Here is a 20,585-nt window from a genome sequence, read left to right on the forward strand (position 1 = left end):
AGGTGGATCGCCCGGACACCCTTGACGAAATCGAGGCGCGGTGGCGCACAGCGGGCGATCGAATCCAGACCCTTCTGGATTCCTGCGCGGCCAGTGGGCCGGCCGCACAGGAGCGCGCGACCGAGCTGGTCCGCGAGGTGGTCGGCCTCTACGGGGCCGGGCTGCAACGGATCATGCAGTGCCTGATGAAGGACCCGGGCATAGCCGAGCGGCTGGCCACCGACGACCTGGTGGCCAGCCTGCTCCTCGTGCACGGCCTGCACCCGCACGATGTGCACCGCCGGGTCTCCGACGCGCTGGACCGGGTGCGGCCGTATCTGGGCTCGCACGGCGGCGACGTCGACCTCATCGGAGTCGACGGCGACACCGTACGGTTGGCGTTCACCGGCAGCTGCAAGAGCTGTCCGTCGTCGGCGGTGACGCTGGAGTTGGCCGTCGAGGACGCGGTGCGCGCCGCGGCCCCCGAGATCTCCTCGATCGAGGTGGCGACGGCCGAGCCCGAAACCACGACCGTCATCCCGGCCGAATCGCTACTGGCCCGCGTGCATTCCAACGGGTCCAGCAGGTGGCTTGCGGCGCCCGAGCTGGCCGAGCTGGCGCCCGGGGAGGTGGCGGGCTATCGGGTCGGCGTGACCACCGTGCTGGCGTGCCGGGTCGGCGACCAGACGTTCGCCTACCGCGACCACTGCCCGGTGTGCGACGCCACGCTGGCCGGCGCGAAACTGCTTGGGGCGCAATTGCGCTGCCCGCGCTGCCAGACGGACTTCGACGCCGTACATGCCGGGGCGAGCGTGAGCGGCGCGCACCTGGACCCGCTTCCGTTGTTGGTCCGCGATGGCGTGCTGTCGGTGGCGTTGCCGGTCCGCGAACCGGTGCACGTGATGGGCGCCCCCGCATGACCACGCCCTACGAGGTCTTGACCCGCATCCGCAGCAACCGGCCGGTCGCCGCACCGGCCGGCGAGCGGTGCGAAATGTGCTCGGAATCAGTCGCCGACTCTCACCAGCACGTGGTCAATGTGGCCGACCGGCAGCTCATGTGCGTGTGCCGGGCCTGCTATCTGCTGTTCACCGACACCCAGGCCGAACTGCGCTACCGCGCGGTGCCCGACCGGTATCTGTCCTTCCCGCAGTTCGCGCTGGACCGCCGCGCGTGGGAGGCACTGCAGATTCCGGTGGGGGTGGCCTTCTTCTTCACCAACTCCGCGCTCGGGCGCACCGTCGCCTTCTACCCAGGACCGGCCGGCGCGTGTGAATCCGAACTCGCGCTGGACATTTGGGACACACTCAGTGGCGCCGACGCGCGGGTGAGACTGCTGGCCGACGACGTGGAGGCGCTGTTGGTCCGCGTCCCGGAGAGCGGCCCGCCGCAAACCTACCTGGTCCCAATCGACGCCTGTTACGAATTCGTCGGGCGGCTGCGCCTGCTGTGGCGCGGGTTCGACGGGGGACAGGAGGCGCGCGCGTTCATCGACGGCTTCTTCTCCCACCTCAACGCCCGCGCACTAACAACACCTGCTGAGACGCCGCCATGATGGACATCGACTTCACGGTCCTCGACGTGGCGCCCGAACCGTACACGGTCAGCCCGGTGCTGACCGCCCGCATCGCGGTGACCACCGGCGGCGACGACGATCCGGTGCACGCGATCGCCCTGCGCTGCCAGGTCCGCATCGAACCGCTGCGCCGGTCCTACTCCGACGACGAAGCCGCAGGGCTGACCGATCTGTTCGGCCCGCGCGAACGCTGGGCGAGCACGCAACGCACCTTCCTGTGGCAGCACTGCACCGCGATGGTGCCGGGATTCACCGGCACCACCACTGCGGCGCTCCCCCTGGATTGCACCTACGACTTCGAGGTCGCCGCCGCTAAATATCTGCACGCGTTGCACGAGGGCGCACTGCCGCTCCAGTTCCTGTTCAGCGGAACGATTTTCGTCAAATCCGAGCGCGGCTTCTCCGTCCAGCAGGTGCCATGGGACTGCGAATACCGCTACGACATGCCGGTCACGGTCTGGCGGCAGCTGATCGCCCAGCATTATCCGAATGCCGGCTGGCTGCGGCTGAGTCACGAAACCATCAGCGCGCTGGCCGCCTACAAGTCGGCGCACGGGCTGCTCGATCTCGACCACGCGATCACCTCACTGTTGGATGCGGACCGGGAGGCGGCGCGATGACCGAGGATCAGGACCGGGCCCGCGCCGTCGCCGACGCGGTCCTCTATGAGGGCTACCTGCTCTACCCCTACCGCGGGACGTCGACCAAGAACCAATCGCGCTGGCAATTCGGCGTTCTGGGACCACCCGGGGCGGCGGACGCGGGCCTGGGCGAGGACGACAGCATGGCGGCACAGTTCCTGGTCGACGGGGCCCGGGAGCTGAACCTGACGGTGCGGTTCCTGCAACTGCAACACCGCCGGGCCGAACGGGAAATCGCCCACGGCGAATACGAACCCGTCGATGAGCTGACGAGCCCGGGTGGTTCGTGGCTCACCTGGGACGAGGCGGTCGAGTGTGAACGGCCCTTCGGCCCCGTCGCCTTGGACGGGCGAACCTGGACACTGTCGGTGACGGCCGCCGCGGGCACTGACGTCGAGACGGTCGACGGTGGGCGCCTGGTGCGCCAACGACGGGAGGTGCGCGGCGTGTTGACGCTCGCCAGCGAGGCGGACGGCAACCTGTGCCGAGTGTCCGTGCGCATCCGCAACGTCGGCACCGGCACGGTGGACAAGAACGACGCGATCGCGCGGTCGATGATCGGCACGCACCTCATCGCCGAACTCGGGCGGGGGCGGTTCGTTTCGCTGCTCGAGCCGTCGCCGGCTGCGGCCGACGCGGTGTCCCGGTGCGCTCAGCACCGCTGCTTCCCGGTGCTGGCCGGCCCGCCGGGAGCTCGCGACTCGCTGCTGATTTCGCCGATTATCCTCTACGACCACCCGGAGGTCGCCGAACAGAGCGATACCGCGCTGTTCGACTGCACCGAGATCGACGAGATCCTCACGCTGCGCGTGATGACGATGACAGACGAGGAGAAGGCGCAGGCCCGCGCCACCGATCCGCGAGCGGCGCGGATCATCGACCAGTGCGACGCCATGTCCCCCGACGCCATGGCGCGCCTGCACGGTGTGTTGCGCGACCCCCACGCGATCGCGGGTCTGGTGCCAGAGGTCCCCGAGGGGGTCGACTGGTGGGACCCGCTGGCCGACAACGCGGTCCGTCCCGAAATCGACGCGGTGCTGGTGAACGGGATCCGGGTGGCGCGCGGCAGTCAGGTCCGGTTGCGGCCGAGACGAAACGCCGACGCGCAGGACATCTTCGTTGCCGGCAAGACCGCCCGTGTCACTTCGGTGCACGAAGACGTCGAGGGCAACAAGCATGTCGGCGTCGTCGTCGAGGACGACCCGGCCGCCGACCTGCACGACTGGTACGGCCGATACCTGTACTTCTCCCCGGACGAAATCGAGCCCCTGGAAGCTCAACGCAGCCCGGCAAACTCGTGAAAGGAGTGTTCGAGATGGAGATCCTGGGTTGGATATTCGTCGCGATCATCGCATTGGTGCTCGCGGCCGGATTGGTGCTGGGGGTGGTATCCCTGCCCGACGCCCGCCGCTACCTCAAGCTCAGGCGGATGTAGCCGGCTCGGGGAATGACAGCGCGCATCCTGGTAGCCGGCATCGGCAACATCTTCCTGGGCGACGACGGGTTCGGATCCGAAGTGATCCGCACCGCCGAGATCTCCCGCGGGGATCCGAGCGTCCGCGTCACCGACTACGGCATCAGCGGCATGCACCTGGCCTACGACCTGCTCGAGGACTGGGACACCCTGGTCCTCATCGACGCCGTGCCCAGCCGCGGGAGCCCCGGCACGTTGCACGTCTTCCAGGCCGACCATGAATCAAGTCCGGCCACAATCGGTTTCGACGGCCACGGCATGGATCCCGCCACGGTGTTCGCCAGCCTGCGGGCACTGGGCGGCAATCCCCCGTACACGGTCGTCGTCGGGTGCGAGGCGGGCAGTGTCGAGGAGGGCATCGGGCTCACCGAACCCGTGGCCAGGGCGGTTCCCCGCGCCGCGCGCGCCGTCGAAGAGATCGTCGCGGCGCTGCGGTCACACTCGATGGCGACCAGCCGAGAGGACCGCTGAGCCATGTGTTTAGGGATCCCCGGCCAAGTGATCCGGATGCTGGACGGTTACGAGGGCCAGCTCGCGCTGGTCGACGTCACCGGCGAACAGCGCAGGGTCAACGTCGGCATGCTGCCGGAAGAGACATTCGTCCCGGGTGACTGGGTCATCATCCACATGGGCTTCGCCGTCGAGAAGACCGACCGCGAGGGTGCCGAGCAGGCGATGGCCGGGCTCGAACTGATGGGCAGGGGCCGCACGGATCCGTTCGACCTTCCGGAGGGCGGCTGAGATGGCCCCGTCGCCCCTGCTGCTGCGGCACGACCCCGCTTCTACCCGGGTTCGGCAGCGCTTCACCGTGACCGGTGTCGTGCAGGGGGTCGGCTTCCGGCCGTTCGTCCACCGCATCGCGACCGAGCTCGGCTTGTCCGGTTTCGTCGGCAACGATTCCGGCGCCGTCTTTGTCGAGGTGCAGGGCCACCGGGCACGCCTGGCCGAATTCGCACGTCGCCTGCGCGCGGAGGCGCCGGCGCTGGCCCGGATCAGCGACGTGACCATTCACGAGCTCGCCCCCGATGCCGGCCGCGGTCGCGAATTCCGGATAGTGACCAGCCGCGCCGCACCCGGTGAAACGACGCCGATTCCGCCCGACATCGCGATGTGCGACGACTGCGTCGCCGAGCTGTTCGATCCGCAGGACAGGCGCTACCGCCACCCGTTCGTCACCTGCACCAACTGCGGGCCGCGCTTCACCATCATCCGCCGGTTGCCCTACGACCGCCCGGCCACCACCATGGCGGGGTTCGCCATGTGTGAGCGCTGCGCCACCGAATACCACAACCCCGCTGATCGCCGGTTTCACGCGCAGCCCATCGCCTGCCACGATTGCGGTCCATCCCTGTGGTTTTCGTCGGCGGCCGGCCGGGTCGACGGGGTGGACGCCGCGCTGGCGGCCACCCAACGCGCGCTCGCCGCGCGCGCCGTGGTGGCCATCAAGGGCGTTGGCGGCTACCACTTGGCCTGCGCTGCCGCCGACGACACGGCCGTCGCCGCCCTGCGTGCACGAAAGGCTCGCGGCGCCAAGCCGTTTGCCATGCTGGTCCGCGACCTCGACGCCGCGCGCGCCTACGCCTACGTCGATGACACCGAGGCGGCGGCGCTGCTGGCTCCCGCCCGCCCGATCGTGTTGCTCAAGCGCCGGCCGGACGCCCCGGTGGTCGACGGAGTCGCCCCCGGCAGCCCACTGCTCGGCCTGATGCTGCCGTATTCCCCCCTCCATCACCTGCTCCTGACACCCGTACCGGGCGCCGCCGCGCCGGTGCCCGATGCCCTGGTGCTCACCAGCGCCAACCGATCCGACGAACCCATCTGCTTCACCGACGACGATGCGGCACACAGACTTCCGGCGCTGTGCGACGCGGTCCTCGACCATGACCGCCCGATCCACGTCCCGTGCGACGACTCGGTGGTCCGCGTGGTCGACGGTCACGAACTGCCGATCCGCCGCTCCCGTGGGTATGCGCCGCTGCCGGTCGACCTGAACATGCCGGGGCCGCCGGTGCTCGCCGTCGGCGGGGAATTGAAGAACACGTTCTGTCTCACCGACGGCCCGCGGGCCTACCTGTCCGGGCACATCGGCGACATGGGCACCTGGGAGACGCTGCGCGCGTTCGAGCGGGCGGTGAGCCAGCTCACCGAAATGCGCGGCGAGCCGGCGCGGTTGGCCGCCGATCTGCATCCCGGATACCACACCCGCAGTTGGGCGGAGCGCCACGCCGACGCCCGACCGCTGAACCTCGTTCAGCACCACCACGCGCACGTGGTCTCGCTGCTGGCCGAGCACGGACGCCTCGGCGAACCCGTCATCGGCGTCGCCTTCGACGGCACCGGTTACGGATGCGACTGGACCATCTGGGGCGGCGAGATTCTGCGGCTCGGTACCGACAGCCACCGATTCGTCCGGGCCGGCCACCTGTTGGGGGTGCCGCTGCCCGGTGGTGACGCCGCGGTGCGCCACCCCTGGCGGATGGCGCTGTCCCAGCTGTGGTGCGCCGGCATCGACTGGGCCCCCGACTTGGCGCCCGTCGCCGCCGCGACCGGGGACGAATTACGTGTCACGCGTTCGCAATTGGAGTCCGGAACCGGATGTGTGCCCTGCTCGAGCGTGGGTCGCCTCTTCGATGCCGTCGCCTCGCTGCTCGGCGTTCGGCACCGCATCGACTACGAAGGCCAGGCCGCCATCGAGCTGGAGGCGCTGGCGGAATCGGCGGGTGCGCCGGCCGGGCCGCCGCTGTCGCTCACCGTGCGCGCAGACGGGGTGATCGACCCCGCCGCCATGGTGCGGGCGCTGGTGTCGGCGCTGCGCGCCGGCGCGCGGCCCGCGCCGCTGGCCGCGGCGTTTCACCGGGCCGTCGCGGTCGCCGTCGTCGAGGTGGTCGGTCGGGTGGCCGGCACCACCCGGCTGGTGGGCCTGACCGGCGGGGTGTTCCAGAACGTGTTGTTGCTCAAGGCATGTCGACAACGGTTACAGCTGGCCGGGTTCGAGGTGCTGACCCACCACACCGTTCCGCCGAACGACGGCGGGCTCGCCCTGGGCCAGGCCGCGATCGCCATGCTGACCGCGCGGGAGGAGGGCTGAACCATGACCACCACGGCGATCGATCGCGGGCTCGGCGCCGAACTGGCCGAAGACCTCGCCGCCACCGCATTCACACTCGCCAAGCGCTTCGCCGCCGGCGCCACTATGTGGTCCATCGCACCGTCGTGGGAACCGCATGCGCTGCACATCGCGGTCGAATTCGTCCACCCGGTGATCATGGGCAAACGCGCGCTGCCCGCGGTGGCGCTGACCGGACCCGACCTGGTGGACCTGGTGCGGGTCTCGGTGCGCCCCGGCGACATCGTGGTCGCGGTTTCCGGGGCCGAGGAGGCACAGGTCCGCTCGGTGATGCGGCGCGCGCCCGCCTGGGGGGCCACCACGATCTGGATCGGCAGCGGCGAACGCCGCCCGCAGGGGGGCTTCAAAGCGAGCGCAGCGGATCACGTGCTGTGGCTCGACGACCCCGATCCGCGCGTGCCCGCGACCGGTGGCTTCGTGCTGTTCTACCACCTGCTGTGGGAACTGACCCACGTCTGTTTCGAGCACCCCGGCCTGCTCAAACCCGAACGCGCCGAGTCGGTTTGCGTGACCTGCAGCGACGAGGGACGCCCCGGCGAGGCGGTGACGGCGTCGGCCGACGGGCATGCCGTCGTGCGCACCGCGCGGGGCGTGGAGACCGTGGTGACCACGCTGATCGAACCGGTCGCCGCCGGGGACCTGATGCTGGTGCACGCCGGCATGGCGATCGGCAGACTGGCCGAGGAGGACCGATGAGCCGCGACGCCGACGAGCCCACCAACTTCCTGTACCCCTTCATCGACGCCCAGGAAGACGATCCCGCCACGCTGCTGGCCGACCTCGCCGCGTCGGCGCAGGCCAAGGCGGCCGAGAGCCTGACGCTGCGGCGCTCGACGCTGGAAGCCAACGCCGCACTGCTCGGTGGGGCCGCCGCCGAGCTGGCGCGCCGTTTCACCGCGGGCGGGCGCATGTTCACCTTCGGCAACGGCGGCAGCTGCACCGATTCCACCACGCTGGCACGGCTGTTCGCCCGGCCGCCGGCCGGCAAGCCGTTACCCGCCTGGCCGCTGACCACCGATCAGGCGATTCTGACCGCCCTGGGCAACGACGTCGGATTCGAGTTGGTGTTCGCCCGCCAGTTGATCGCCCGCGCGACCGTCGGTGACATCGCGATCGCGATGTCGACCAGCGGCGGCTCGCCGAACCTGCTCGCCGCGCTGGCCGAGGCGCACCAGCGTGGCCTGTACACCATCGGATTCGCCGGTTACGACGGCGGCGCGTTCGCCAACAACTCGGATGTGGACGCGTGCTTCGTCGTTCGTTCGCAAAGCGTGCACCGGATCCAGGAATCGCAGGCGCTGCTCGGCTACAGGCTATGGCTGAGCGTGCATCAACATCTCCGCGGCGAGCAGGGTCTGGGGGCGGCGTGAAAAATCAGGCGGGTGAATACCTTTCGTCGGGGCCACGCTTCGCCGAGGGTGAGGTGATCGAGCGGATCGAATCGTTCCGCAGGCGGCGACCCCGCCTGCTCGACGACCACGTGACGCTGGCGCACGGCGCGGGCGGCAAGGCTTCCGCGGCGCTGGTGGACGCCGTGTTCGTGGAAGCGTTCCGCAACCCGCTGCTGGAGTCGCTCGGAGACAGCGCGATCCTGACCTTGCCTGGCGGCGAACGCCTGGCCATGTCCACCGATTCGTTCGTGGTGCAACCCAGACGCTTTCCCGGCGGCTCCCTGGGCGCGCTCGCCGTGCACGGCACCTGCAACGACCTCGCGATGGTCGGCGCCGTGCCGTCGTGGATCTCGGCGGCGTTCGTGCTCGAAGAGGGTTTGCCTATCGCCGAATTGAAGGAGATCGTCGCCGACATGGCGGCGGCGGCCGCCGCCGCGGGCGTGCGGATCGTCACCGGCGACACCAAAGTGGTGCCTAGGGGCGCCGCCGACGGCGTGTTCGTCACCACCGCCGGGGCCGGTGTCATTCCGGCGGGACGCGAGCTGTCGGCGGCGGCGGTGCGGCCGGGCGACAAGCTGCTGCTGTCGGGGTCGATGGGCGACCACGGCATGGCGGTCATGCTGGCGCGCGGCGACCTGGCCATCGAGGCCGACGTCGCGTCCGACACCGCGTCGGTCAGCCCCCTCGTGGAACTGTTGATGGCGGCCGCCCCGTCGACCCGGTGGATGCGTGACGCGACGAGGGGCGGGGTGGGCACCGTCTGCAACGAACTGGCCCAGGCCTGTGGCCTCGGCGTGCTGCTCGAAGAGGAGCGGCTTCCGTTGGCGCCCACGGTGAACGGCGCCTGCGAGCTGCTCGGCATCGACCCGCTCTACGTCGCCAACGAGGGAAAGTTCATCGCCGTCGTCGCTCCGGAGCAGGCGGCGGCCGGGCTGGCCGCGCTGCGGTCGCATCCGCTGGGCGCCGGTGCGGCCGAGGTCGGGGAAATCGTCACCGAACCGGCCGAAAGCGTGGTGCTGCGCACCGGATTCGGCGGCACGCGGATCGTCGACATGCTCGTCGGCGATCCCCTGCCGCGGATCTGTTAGGGCGCCGGGGGTCGTCACGACAAAAGGAGGGAGGTCGCACATGTGTCTTGGAATTCCGGGCCGGATCGTCGAGATCACCGATCCCGCCAACTATCTGGCTAAGGTCGACGTCAGCGGCGTGCAGCGCACCATCAGCGTCCGGCTACTGGAGGCCGACATGCCCGAACCCGACGACTGGGTCCTGGTCCACGTCGGGTTCGCGATGGCCAAGATCGACGAGACCGAGGCCCTGCTCACCCTGGCCGCCGTCCAGAAACTCGGCGACGCCTACGACACCGAGATCCAAGCGTTCGACTCGTCGTCGATCATCTAGCCCGACGACGATGCGGTCCGAAGGGTCGGGGCGGGGTCGGTCCATCATCGGAAAGGGGAAGCGCACAATGAAATTCGTTGACGAGTTCCGCGATCCGGCCGCGGCGCGAAAGTTGCTGGGCGCCATCGGACGGTTGGCGGGCACCGACGGTGAGCAGTTCAAGTTCATGGAGGTGTGCGGCGGGCACACGCACACGATCTACCGGCACGGCATCGAGCACCTGCTGCCCGAGAATGTCGAACTGGTGCACGGCCCGGGCTGTCCGGTCTGCGTGATTCCGATGGGCCGCATCGACGATGCGATGTGGCTGGCCGGCCAGCCCGACGTGATCTTCACCTGCTTCGGCGACATGATGCGCGTGCCCGGCTCGAACGGCAGCCTGCTGGACGCCAAGGCGCGCGGCGCCGACGTGCGGTTCGTCTATTCGCCGCTGGACGCGCTGAAGATCGCGCTCGACAATCCCGACAAGCACGTGGTGTTCTTCGCCATCGGGTTCGAGACCACCGCGCCGTCGACGGCCGTGACCCTGGTGCGCACGCGTGACATGGGGCTGACCAATTTCAGCGTGTTCTGCAACCACGTGATGATCGTCCCGCCGATCAAGGCGATCCTGGAATCGCCGGACCTGCGGCTGTCGGGGTTCATCGGTCCCGGGCACGTGTCGACGGTGGTAGGCAACCGCCCCTACCGGTTCGTGCCGGAGGTGTACCGAAAACCCTTGGTGGTGGCCGGCTTCGAACCGCTGGACATCCTGGCCGCGGTCGCGATGCTGCTGACCCAGATCCGCGAGGGCCGCTGCGAGGTGGAGAACCAGTACACCCGCGTGGTACCCGAACGCGGCAACCCGGCCGCTTTGGCGTTGATGGGCAAGGTCTTTGCGCTGCGTCCCCACTTCGAATGGCGTGGCCTGGGCTTCATCTCCCAGAGCGCGCTGCGGCTGCACGACGACTTCGCGGAATTCGACGCCGAGTTACGATTCTCGATGCCGGGCGTGCGAGTCGCCGACCCCAAGGCGTGCCAGTGCGGCGAGGTGCTCAAGGGTGTGCTGAAGCCTTGGGAATGCAAGGTTTTCGGCACCGCCTGCACCCCGGAGACCCCAATCGGCACATGCATGGTGTCCCCCGAGGGGGCCTGTGCGGCCTACTACAACTTCGGCCGGTTGCACCGCGACGCCGTCAAGCTGGTGGGGCGCGCTTGACCGGTGACACCAGCGGCTCGCAGCGCGGCGTGGAGATGTTCGCCCGCTACGCCCACGCGCCCAACGCGCTGGGCTATTGCGGGCCCCCGCTGGGCGCCACCCTGCGCGACGGTTCGCACAACGAGGTGCGCCGAGCGGCGACCAAGTTCTCCGGGGCCTGGCCATACCTGCGGGTACTGTCCGAGCTGACCGGGATCGCCGACCCGCTGGACTACCGGCTCGTCGAGTCGTACTGGCTGGGCGGCGGCGTCGGGGCCGACCTGGAACCCCAAAGATTCTTCGACGCGTTGCTCGCGATCATCGGCCCGCAAGCGGGCCGTTACTGGTCGCACCTGACGGCGGACCTCGCCCGCGAGGCCGCCGCCAATCACAGCTTCCACGTGTTCGGCGTGTACCCGTGGACCCGGTTTTTGGGTCGCGGCATGGACGAGCATCCGCTGACCGTGCTGGATAACTGCCGCATCACTTGGGGCACCGTGCTCACCCGCGACCACGACCGGATCGAGGTGCGGTGCCGGCGACTGGCGCTCGACGGGGAGGCGCTCGCGCTGTCCGAACCGTCGCCACGGTCAGTCGACGTCTGGACCGACGGCTACAGCGCCGTGCCCGACGTGGCCGCCGGTGACGACGTCGCGTTGCACTGGGGGCGGCTGTGCGGCCGGCTCTCGCCGGGGCAGGTCCGAGCGCTGGCCGACGCGACCGATCGGCAGCTGCGCCTGACGAGCCGGCGACTGGCGCGTGTCTAACTTCGTGCCAGACTGGCCCCCATGCCCCGTTCCCTCTGCGACGTGTTGCCCGCCGCCGGCGCGCTCCTCGGCGCGCCGGGCACCGTCGACAAGCTGGGACTGGCCGAGTGGGTCGGCGCCGACCAGGTCGATCGCGTCGCGGTCGTGCTGGTCGACGGCCTGGGATGGCACCTGCTCGGCGAGCTGGCCGGCAGCGCGCCGCTGCTCGCCGAGGTGGCGACGGGCCAGGTAGGCCGGCTCACGGAGCTCAGCTGCACCTTCCCGTCGACCACCCCGACCAGCCTGGTGTCGATGGGCACCGGGGCGCAGCCGGGCGAGCACGGGATCCTGGGCTTCACACTCAATGTTCCCGGCTCGGATCGGGTGATCAACCACATCCTCTGGCGCGACGACCCCCCGCACGCCGAGTGGCAGCCGCTACCGACCTGGTTCGGACGGCTCAACCGGGCCGGCGTCAGCGCGCGGGCGGTGTTGCCGGCCGCTTTCATCGGCAGCGGGCTGACCGACGCGGCGTACCGGGGCGCCGAATTCCGCCCGGTCCACCCGACGGACGACAACGCGCAGCGGCTCACCGACGAGCTGCGTGCGGGGCCGGGACTGGTCTACGGCTACACCGCCACCCTGGACACCGCGGCCCATGCATTCGGCGTCGGGTCGTCCCAATGGCACGAGGCGGCCGCCCAGGTCGACACGCTGCTGAGCCGGCTGGTCGAGGCGCTCCCCCCGACCGCGGCGCTGCTGGTGACCGCCGACCACGGCGGATTCAACGTTCCCCCCGGCGCGCGGTTCGACCTCGACACCGACCCGCGGCTGGGCGCGGGGCTCCGCGTGGTCGCCGGCGAGCCGCGGGTCCGTTACCTGCACACCCAGCCGGGCGCGGCGGCGGACGTCCAGGCCACCTGGAGCGAAATCCTCGACGGACGTGCGCGCATCTACAGCCGCGAGCAGGCCGTGGCGACCGGGATTTTCGGACCGGTCAACCCGGCGCACCTGCTGCGAATCGGTGACGTCGTCGCCGTCTGCACCGGTGATGCCGCCGTGCTGGCAACGGGACACGAGCCGCCGGAATCGGCGCGCCTCATAGGCTTTCACGGTGCGGCGACGCCTGCCGAGATGGCCATTCCCCTCATCGCGTTCAAATCCCCTGCCGCCGACCACTAGTCGCTGCATGCAGACCCGTCGCTGGCCGCCGGCGAGGCGGTCACAGCCGAATTTGCGCTACCTTTACGCTTTTTCAAAGGATCCCGGCCGGGCTGGCGCGCGCACATCCTGTTACGGTGGCGGCACTGTGACTTACCGCGGTGCAGGCAGATCTTCACGACGGCCACGACGCCAGTCGGCCGTGGCCGTAGTTGCCGCATTGTCCCTTTTCGCCGCTGCATTCGGGTTCTGGGCGTTGCAGGTCGCGACGCAGGCCGGCCCACCGCAGCCCGTCTCGGTGTCGGCCGCCGCCACCGGGCCGGCGCAATTCGGGGACATCTCGGCATCGCGGACCCATCCGGACTTCGGCTCCACCATCAACGACGACAAGGCCTTCAAGAGCGCGGGACTGAAGCGCGACCGGCCGACGACCTTTTCGTTGTCCGCGCCGCGGTCGGCCTGGACGTTGTCGTCGTTCGCGTCGGCCACGGGAGCGCAACGGCCCATCGAGGCGTGCTCCTCGCGCGCGCCCTCGACCGTCGTTGCAGCTCAACTTTTGACCATGCTTTGCGTGTCCCGTCGCTGAGCGGCGCCTAAATCCAGCCATCATTTTCGGCCTGGCGCCGCGCGCCGGCCAGAAGCCGATCGCGTTAGCCCGAGGGCCCAAGCCGCTCGGCATGCGCGGATTACCCCGCTCACCGATGATTAGAGTCGGTCGCTACCCCAAGCAAGGAAGTCATGTTTGCAGCCAACCCCGCCACACGCCCTAACTCGGTGACGACCCGCCCGAGGTCTAGATAGACATGGATTACGGGACGCTACCCCCGGAAATCAACACCGCGCGAATGTTTTCCGGCCCCGGCGCCGGATCACTGGTGGCGGCCGCGGCCACCTGGCAGCGGCTGGCCGATCGCCTCCGCGACACCGCGACCAAGTACCTCATCACCGCGGGGTTGCTGGACGGGTTGCGTGGCCCCGCGGCGGTGCAAATGGGCGCCACGACGGCGCCCTACATAACGTGGCTGCGCGCCACCGCGGAGTTAGCCGAGCAAACCGCCGCTCGCGCCGCCGCAGCCGCCGGCGCCTACGAGTCGGCGTTGGCCGCGACCGTGCCGCCGGAAACCATTGTTTCCAACCGGAGTTTGCGCAAAACCATGGCCGCGACCAACCACTTGCGGCAGAACATGCCGGCGATTGCGGCCGCGGAGGCCCACTACGATCAGATGTGGGCGCAGAACGCCGCCGCCATGTACGCCTACGCCAACGCCTCGGCCGCGGCCTCGACCATGACGCCCTTCACCTCCCCGCCCGGCGTCGTCGACGCGAACGACGTGGTATCGGCTGGCGGTGAACTAATTTCGAAGCTGCCCGCCGCGCTGGACGGACTGTCTTCGGCGTCGTCGTGGCGGTTCCGTACAGCGATGCTGTCGATGTCGTCGCCGTTATCCACGTTGAGTACCCTGCGCACCGGGTTCGCCAGAGCGGCCAGCGTCCCGATCGCGGTGGCCATCGCCGGCGCGGCGAAGGGCGCCACGGGTACGCGCGCGGCGGTGCTGGCCGGTTTCGGACGGGGCGTCTCGATCGGGGCGGTATCGGTGCCGCGGGCGTGGCTGCCGGCCGCACAGCCGAACCCGGCAGCCGCCGCGTCGCCCGATGCCGGCACCGCGAGTGATCGATGGGCCAGTGGCCAATTTCACCCCGGCGCCACGTAGGTCGAGCGATCGTGAAACCCACAACGGACTTTGATCGTTTTCACAGCTCGCACGCGTTGGCAGCCAAGCCTCGTGTTGTAAGTTCGGGCCACTGTGACAGTCGGAGGCGCCCCTAGAAATCGGCGATGGCGGTCAGCCATCGCGATCGTTGCGGCGCTGTGCGTGTTGTGCGCGGTGACCGCGGGGTGGGCGTCGCGCGGGACGGCGGTCTCCGGCGTCGGGCCGGCGCACCTGGCCGTGTCCCACGAAGCCGCGCATTCCGGGGTTGACCCGGCGCGGGGACATGCCCGCACCACGAGCCTTGCGGCACAATGGATTTCAACTGACTCCGCGCCTACGCATCACGGCACCACCAGGAACGCGTGGATGACGCGGGATCGACCGCCGACGTGGGCGCGCTCGTCACCACCGTCGATGGGCTCACCGTTACCGAATTCGTTTGCGGCCGACGCATTTCGGCTACCCCGCTCCCCGTCGCGTGCCCCCGGGGCGGTGCCACTGCACTGGGATCTGTTGACGCAGCTCTGCGTCGCTCGTTGCTGAAGGCTCGACAAGCCGCGGCAACCGCCGTCGTCGCACTGCCGCGGGTGCAAGTAGGCCCGTAACCCCCACGCCTACGTCCCAACAAAAGAGCCCATGTTCGGTGGGCTCAGAGCGCCGTCGTTAGGCAGAGACAGCTATGAATTTCAGCACGCTCCCACCCGAAGTCGTATCCGGCCAGCTCCATGACGGCCCCGGCTCGGGGTCGATGACCGAAGCCGCGGCCGCCTGGGCCCGGCTGGCCACTCGGCTGCACACCGCGGTCGCGGATTACCGGGCGGTGACCTCGAAGCTGGTGGCCGGCTGGGAGGGACCCGCACCCGCGCCGGAAGGCGCGGCATCCCATGTCGAATGGCTCAGCGCCACGGCGGTGCGGGCCGAGCAGGCGGCCGCCCAGGCCGCCGCGGCGGCCCGTGCCCACGAGACGGCCTTGGCGTCGACGGTGCCGCCGCCGACGATCGCCGCCAACCGCGTGCTGCGCCGGTCGCTGATCCTGGCGAACCCGCTGGGCCTGGCCGGTCCCGCGATCGCGGACACCGAGGCCGAGTACGAACGGATGTGGGCCCAGGGCAACGCGGCCGTGTACGCCTACGCCGAGGCCTCGGCGGACGCCGCGGCCATTACCCCGTTCACCTTGCCGCCCGGCCGAGAGGCCCACGGCACGTGGGCGCTGGACTCGGTGCCGGAGGTCGTGGCCGCGGGCACGCAGTTGATCTCCGCAGTCCCCGGCGCGCTGCGGGCGCTGTCCTCGTCGCCGCTGGCCACGCTCGATGTCTCCCTCGCGTCGGCGACCTGCCCGCTGTCGAAGCTGAGCTCTCTGACGGCGCCCTCGGGTGTCGCGATCGCCCACCTGAATTCGCTCAACAAGGCGGCAGCCCTGCAATGCCTGCTGCCCAATCGGCGTGTGGCACCCGCCACGACGATCACCGTGGCGGTCGGCCACGCAACGTCGGTCGGGACGCTGTCGGCGCCCCGGGCGTGGGCGGCGGCCGCGGCGCCGCCCGCGGTCCGCCCGGGCACGGTCGCCTAGCCGCGCTCAGCCCGCGCGCTGCGCATACCACCGTGCGGCGTCCACGATCGCGGCAAACAGGCGGGTGTCGTCCAGGGACTGTTCCGGATGCCATTGCACCGCAAGGACAAAGCTGTCTCCGGGCAGCTCCAGCGCCTCGACCACTCCGTCGCAGTCCCAGGCGCTGACCACGAGGCCCTCGCCGACCTTGTCGATCGCCTGATGGTGGTAGCACTGCGCGGTGGTGGACTCCCCCACCAGGGCGGCCAGCCGGCTACCCGCAACCGTGCGCACCGGCAATTTAGTGAAAACCCCGTTGCCCGCCCGATGCCCGTCATGGCCGACGATGTCGGGCAGGTGCTGGTGCAGCGTGCCGCCGAGCGCCACGTTGAGCACCTGCGCGCCGCGACAGATGCCCAGCACCGGCAAGCCGCGGCCCAGCGCGCCGCGCAACAACGCGAACTCCCAGGCGTCGCGGTCGGCGCGCGGCGGATCGGTGCTCGGATGCGGTTGCTGGCCGTACCCGGCGGGATCCAGGTCGTAGCCACCGGTGATCACCAGCGCGTGCAGGCCGTCCAGGACCGGGCCGACGATCTGCGGTTCCGCCGGTTGCGGTGGCAGCAACACCGCGGCCCCGCCGGCCATGACGATCCCCTGGAAGTAATCGGCCGGCAGGTAGCCCGCGGGCATCTCCCAGATCCCGGTCCGGACCCGCTCCAGGTATGAGGTCAGGCCCACCACCGGGCGACCAGGGGCGTTCACAACCGCGCGTCCTCTCCCGATTTCATGTCGAGCAACCGCTCAGCGCAGGCACTCCGGGCTCCGCTCGACACGGTACCGCCCCAGACCGATCGGTGCCGCACGCGCGCGAAGCTGCGGGCAGAGTGCTTGTGCGAGTGGGGTATTCGGCGCGCAGGGACTTACCAGGTACTGGTGCGCAACACGATTTCGGCGGCCCACTGTGCCGTCGACTCCTGCACCGTGCGCCTGCCCAGGTGCACCACGCGGTATTCCGCGTAGACATACTGCTGGCTGGCGCGGGCCACCGCGCGCGCCGCCGGGGAGCTGACCAGCACGGTGGTGCCGATCTCCACCGGCGGGCAGTGGCCGTCGCGAACAACGCCATCGCGGTCGGCGGCCCGCGGGTGCCCACGGTCGATCACGACCAGGCCCACGAACCGGCCCAGCTTCGTCGCCGCCAATTCCCAGGCCACGTCGCCGCCGGCGCGGTCGCCGACCACCACGGCCCAGCCGATCCCTAGGGCGTCGAGGATGCCGATCACCGACTTGGGGGTCAGGCGCGGGTCGAGGCCGATCACGACGGTCCGAATCGATGCCGTGTGCAGGCGCTCGCATACCGCGTCGTACGCGGCGGGAACTCGATTCTCGTCCCCCAGGATGACCACCACGACGCCCTGCTCGGGACCAGCCACCGCTACCGGGACGGGGAACCCGTCGAGCGTGGTCATCATTGAGGGCACTAACGCACGCTACAGTGGACCGGCCTGCGCGCGCGAGGATTTGTCGAATTCCGTGCGCACCCAACGGGTCTTGCGTCGCCGTAAATTCGATTGCCGTGCCTGCACATGTCCGTGAACACCCTACGGCCGCAACCGGGTTGCGATACGCGGTCGGCGCGGCGGCGGACCGTCGAGCAAGCCGAGAACCGCGTCGATGTCGAGATGGCCTGCCAGCAAATCGGCGACCGTGTCCAGCTGAGCGCCGCGTCGCGCGGAGACGTCGGTGTGGGCGACGACGAACCCGCCACGGCCCGCCGCGGCCGCGACGCGGGTGAGCCACGCGCGGCGGAAATCGTCGTTGTCGAGCAGGCCGTGCCAGTGGGTGCCGAAGACCGCTCCCCGCACGAGGCCGTGCGGTTCGCAGTCGCGCCCGCCCTCCGCGCCGAACCAGCTCTCCTCGGCGCTGCGCGACACCCGGCCGTGACGGATTTCGTAGCCGGCGAGCGGCCGCGGCCAGCGGCGCAGAACCTTGGCCTCGCCGAAAGCGATATCCGCGTTCAGCAGCCCCAGCCCGGTGACCTCGCCCGCCCCGGATTCCACGGTGTCGTCGATGCGCCGGCACAGCATTTGGAAGCCCCCGCAGATACCGAGCACCGGCTTGCCGGTCGCGGCGTGCGCGCCGATCGCGTCGGCCAGCCCGCGGTCACGCAGCCAAGCGAGGTCTGCGACGGTGGATTTGCTGCCAGGGATCACGATCAGGTCGGTGTCGGCCAGGGCGGCGGGGTCGGTGGTCCAGCGCACGATGACGCCCGGTTCGCAGGCCAGCGCCTCGACGTCGGTGGAGTTGGAGATCCGTGGCAACCGGATCGCGGCCACCCGCAGCCACTCGCGCCCACGCGGCGGCGCCGGTGTGCCAACGACGCGGTGCGCAACCACCGACAGGGAGTCCTCGGCGTCCAGCCAGAGCTCGTCGGCGTACGGCAGCACCCCGTAGGTCGGGCGCCCGGTCATCGCCTGCAACTGCCGCAGCCCGGGTTCCAGCAGAGCGGGGTCGCCGCGGAACTTGTTGACCACGAAGCCCGCGATCAGCTCCTGGTCGTCGGGATCGAGCACAGCGACCGTCCCGAACAGGTGGGCGAGCAGCCCGCCGCGGTCGATGTCACCGACCAGGATCACCGGCAGCTCCGCGGCCCTCGCCAGTCCCATGTTGGCCAGATCCGTGGCACGCAAATTGATTTCGGCCGGCGAGCCGGCGCCTTCGCAGATGACGACGTCGAACTCGTCACGCAGGCAGGCCAATTCGTCCGCGACGATCCCCGCGAGGCGGTCCCGATGCTGCACATAGCTTGCCGCCGTGACCGAATCGGCGACCTGGCCCCGGATCACCAGCTGCGACGTCCGATCGCTGCCCGGTTTGAGCAGGATCGGATTGAACCGCAGGCTGGGCTCCAGCCCCGCCGCACGCGCCTGCAGCGCCTGCGCCCGGCCGATCTCGCCGCCTTCGACGGTGACCACGGAGTTGTTGGACATGTTCTGCGCCTTGAACGGCGCCACCCGAACGCCGCGGCGCGCCAGCAACCGGCACAGGCCCGCCGCCACCACCGACTTTCCGGCGTCGGAGCTGGTGCCGGCGACCAGCAGCGCCCCGCTCAAGGGTTCACGGCCTGCTATACCGAAGTGAGGATTTCCACGCCGGTGTCGGTCACCAGCAGGGTGTGCTCGAACTGCGCGGTCCACTTGCGGTCCTTGGTGACCACGGTCCAGCCGTCGTCCCAAATCTCGTAGTCCAGGCTTCCCAGGTTGATCATCGGTTCGATCGTGAACGTCATGCCCGGCTGCATGATGGTCGTCACCGACGGCTGATCGTAATGCAGCACCACCAAGCCGTTGTGGAACGTGGTGCCGATGCCGTGACCGGTGAAGTCGCGAACCACGTTGTAGCCGAACCGATTCGCGTACGCCTCGATGACGCGGCCGACGACCGAAAGCGCCCGTCCCGGCTTGACGGCGTTGATCGCGCGCATCGTCGCCTCCCGGGTGCGCTCCACCAGCAGCCTGTGCTCCTCGGACACGTCGCCGGCGAGGAACGTCGCGTTGGTGTCGCCGTGCACCCCGTCGATGTAGGCCGTGACGTCGATGTTGACGATGTCGCCGTCGGCGATCACCGTCGAGTCGGGGATGCCGTGGCAGATGACCTCGTTGAGCGACGTGCAGCACGACTTCGGAAAGCCCTTGTAACCCAGCGTCGACGGGTAGGCGCCGTGGTCGATCATGTACTCGTGGGCGATCCGGTCCAGTTCGTCGGTCGTCACCCCGGGGGCCACGGCCTTGCCAGCCTCGGCCAGCGCGCCGGCCGCGATCCGGCCGGCGACCCGCATCTTCTCGATCACCTCCGGCGTCTGCACCCACGGCTCGCTGCCCTCGCGCACACTGGACTTCCAGGCGTATTCCGGGCGGGGGATGCGGCCGGGCACCGGCAGAGTCGGGGACAACTCTCCGGGGGAAAGCGCGGTGCGAGCAGGCATGCCGACCAGCTTAACCGCGCGCCCGCCCACGATGCGGGCCGTCGAGACGGCCACGGATCAGCGAGCGCCGCGGTCCCCGGATGGTGACCGAGCCGCACACCACCCGCCCGGTCAGGATCACATGCGGCCGTCCCTCACCCGGGGCGTCCTTGCGGCGGTCGCGGGCGCTGCCCACATAGACCTGGACGTCGTCGATCGACGCGCTCGCCCCGTCGGGCAGCCGGATGTCCACCGAACCACCCCGCATGTCGAGTTCGATGACCACCACCGGGCCCGCGAACCGCGCCCTGGTGAGGTCGAGTTCGATCGAACCCAGCCGGCGGACCAGCGCCAGGCGGGTGGGCACCGTCCACTCGCCGTGGCGTTTCAGGGAGCCGGCCCAGCCGCGCAGTTCCACCCGGTCGGCCGCGGAGGTGACGATGGCGCCCGGCCCGGGCAGGTCGCCGACCAGCCCGTCCAGCTCGCCCCGCGTCCGGGCGTAGGACACTTGCGACGAGCGCTGCTCGAACTCGTCGATATCGATCAGCCCGAGCGCAACGGCGTTGTGCAGTCGCCGCATCGTGCCGTTGCGGTCGGCGTCGGAGACCCGCAATGCCACCATGTCGCCGCCGGGATCCGTCATGTTCGCAATTTACCGCCGAAGCGGCCCCGGGGGCCGGGCGCTTG

Annotated in this window: 22 protein-coding genes; 17 read left to right on the plus strand and 5 right to left on the minus strand. The window is 70.0% G+C overall.

What is annotated here, in order from left to right; all coding sequences use genetic code 11:
- The first annotated feature begins 2 nt into the window (after positions 1-2).
- The 17 genes from A5695_RS24070 (at position 3) to A5695_RS24150 (ending at position 15,955) form a co-directional block, all read left to right on the plus strand.
- Positions 3-899, plus strand: a complete 897-nt coding sequence (locus tag A5695_RS24070; RefSeq protein WP_068088362.1) for a NifU family protein — start codon at positions 3-5, stop codon at positions 897-899.
- Complete coding sequence (locus tag A5695_RS24075) at positions 896-1,534, plus strand: DUF5947 family protein (RefSeq protein ID WP_068088365.1); 639 nt, start codon at positions 896-898, stop codon at positions 1,532-1,534. Before A5695_RS24070 ends, A5695_RS24075 begins: the two co-directional genes overlap by 4 nt.
- Positions 1,531-2,175 carry a DUF6084 family protein gene (locus A5695_RS24080; protein ID WP_068088368.1) on the plus strand — a complete coding sequence of 215 codons (645 nt, stop codon included), beginning with the start codon at positions 1,531-1,533 and terminating at the stop codon, positions 2,173-2,175. The genes A5695_RS24075 and A5695_RS24080 overlap by 4 nt, the downstream gene beginning before the upstream one ends.
- The gene (locus A5695_RS24085) at positions 2,172-3,497 is read left to right on the plus strand and encodes a hypothetical protein (protein WP_068088372.1); all 1,326 of its coding nucleotides are present in this window, start codon (positions 2,172-2,174) and stop codon (positions 3,495-3,497) included. The genes A5695_RS24080 and A5695_RS24085 overlap by 4 nt, the downstream gene beginning before the upstream one ends.
- 146 nt (positions 3,498-3,643) lie before the next feature.
- Positions 3,644-4,141, plus strand: a complete 498-nt coding sequence (locus tag A5695_RS24090) for a hydrogenase maturation protease (RefSeq protein ID WP_068088375.1) — start codon at positions 3,644-3,646, stop codon at positions 4,139-4,141.
- Positions 4,142-4,144: 3 nt separating this feature from the next.
- The gene (locus A5695_RS24095; protein ID WP_068088378.1) at positions 4,145-4,411 is read left to right on the plus strand and encodes a HypC/HybG/HupF family hydrogenase formation chaperone; all 267 of its coding nucleotides are present in this window, start codon (positions 4,145-4,147) and stop codon (positions 4,409-4,411) included.
- Position 4,412: 1 nt separating this feature from the next.
- A complete protein-coding gene (hypF, locus tag A5695_RS24100; RefSeq protein WP_068088381.1) occupies positions 4,413-6,758 on the plus strand; it encodes a carbamoyltransferase HypF in 2,346 nt (781 codons plus the stop codon).
- A 3-nt stretch (positions 6,759-6,761) separates the two neighbouring features.
- Entirely contained in the window at positions 6,762-7,493 is a 732-nt protein-coding gene (locus A5695_RS24105; protein ID WP_068088384.1) for a HypC/HybG/HupF family hydrogenase formation chaperone, read from the plus strand.
- Positions 7,490-8,167 carry an SIS domain-containing protein gene (locus tag A5695_RS24110; protein WP_068088387.1) on the plus strand — a complete coding sequence of 226 codons (678 nt, stop codon included), beginning with the start codon at positions 7,490-7,492 and terminating at the stop codon, positions 8,165-8,167. The genes A5695_RS24105 and A5695_RS24110 overlap by 4 nt, the downstream gene beginning before the upstream one ends.
- Positions 8,164-9,276 carry a hydrogenase expression/formation protein HypE gene (hypE, locus tag A5695_RS24115; protein WP_082946271.1) on the plus strand — a complete coding sequence of 371 codons (1,113 nt, stop codon included), beginning with the start codon at positions 8,164-8,166 and terminating at the stop codon, positions 9,274-9,276. Before A5695_RS24110 ends, hypE begins: the two co-directional genes overlap by 4 nt.
- Positions 9,277-9,316: 40 nt before the next feature.
- Positions 9,317-9,589, plus strand: coding sequence for a HypC/HybG/HupF family hydrogenase formation chaperone (locus A5695_RS24120; protein ID WP_068088390.1), 273 nt, complete (start codon positions 9,317-9,319; stop codon positions 9,587-9,589).
- Between the two features lie 67 nt (positions 9,590-9,656).
- Positions 9,657-10,787 (plus strand): hydrogenase formation protein HypD, encoded by a 1,131-nt coding sequence (gene hypD, locus A5695_RS24125; RefSeq protein ID WP_068088393.1) that lies wholly within the window; start codon positions 9,657-9,659, stop codon positions 10,785-10,787.
- Positions 10,784-11,533, plus strand: a complete 750-nt coding sequence (locus A5695_RS24130) for a DUF6390 family protein (protein ID WP_255398694.1) — start codon at positions 10,784-10,786, stop codon at positions 11,531-11,533. The genes hypD and A5695_RS24130 overlap by 4 nt, the downstream gene beginning before the upstream one ends.
- 21 nt (positions 11,534-11,554) lie before the next feature.
- Positions 11,555-12,694, plus strand: a complete 1,140-nt coding sequence (locus A5695_RS24135) for an alkaline phosphatase family protein (RefSeq protein ID WP_068088396.1) — start codon at positions 11,555-11,557, stop codon at positions 12,692-12,694.
- A gap of 181 nt (positions 12,695-12,875) precedes the next feature.
- The gene (locus A5695_RS24140; RefSeq protein WP_082946272.1) at positions 12,876-13,259 is read left to right on the plus strand and encodes a hypothetical protein; all 384 of its coding nucleotides are present in this window, start codon (positions 12,876-12,878) and stop codon (positions 13,257-13,259) included.
- A gap of 217 nt (positions 13,260-13,476) precedes the next feature.
- Complete coding sequence (locus A5695_RS24145; protein WP_068088402.1) at positions 13,477-14,385, plus strand: PPE family protein; 909 nt, start codon at positions 13,477-13,479, stop codon at positions 14,383-14,385.
- Between the two features lie 679 nt (positions 14,386-15,064).
- Positions 15,065-15,955, plus strand: a complete 891-nt coding sequence (locus tag A5695_RS24150; protein WP_068088405.1) for a PPE family protein — start codon at positions 15,065-15,067, stop codon at positions 15,953-15,955.
- A gap of 6 nt (positions 15,956-15,961) precedes the next feature.
- Here A5695_RS24150 and A5695_RS24155 read toward each other — a convergent pair whose 3' ends face one another.
- The 5 genes from A5695_RS24155 to A5695_RS24175 all read right to left on the minus strand — a co-directional run bounded on the left by A5695_RS24155 (position 15,962) and on the right by A5695_RS24175 (position 20,541).
- Entirely contained in the window at positions 15,962-16,717 is a 756-nt protein-coding gene (locus tag A5695_RS24155; protein ID WP_231974961.1) for a gamma-glutamyl-gamma-aminobutyrate hydrolase family protein, read from the minus strand.
- Positions 16,718-16,854: 137 nt separating this feature from the next.
- Entirely contained in the window at positions 16,855-17,406 is a 552-nt protein-coding gene (locus tag A5695_RS24160) for an alpha/beta hydrolase (protein ID WP_068088408.1), read from the minus strand.
- A gap of 129 nt (positions 17,407-17,535) precedes the next feature.
- A complete protein-coding gene (locus A5695_RS24165) occupies positions 17,536-19,047 on the minus strand; it encodes a cobyric acid synthase (protein ID WP_068088412.1) in 1,512 nt (503 codons plus the stop codon).
- A gap of 14 nt (positions 19,048-19,061) precedes the next feature.
- On the minus strand, positions 19,062-19,919 hold the full coding sequence (gene map / locus A5695_RS24170; protein ID WP_068088542.1) for a type I methionyl aminopeptidase: 858 nt from the start codon (positions 19,917-19,919) through the stop codon (positions 19,062-19,064).
- Between the two features lie 10 nt (positions 19,920-19,929).
- On the minus strand, positions 19,930-20,541 hold the full coding sequence (locus tag A5695_RS24175; protein WP_068088416.1) for a DUF1707 domain-containing protein: 612 nt from the start codon (positions 20,539-20,541) through the stop codon (positions 19,930-19,932).
- Between the last annotated feature and the right edge of the window lie 44 nt (positions 20,542-20,585).

Origin of the sequence: Mycobacterium sp. E1747 (assembly GCF_001667775.1) — a bacterium.
Classification (GTDB): domain Bacteria; phylum Actinomycetota; class Actinomycetes; order Mycobacteriales; family Mycobacteriaceae; genus Mycobacterium.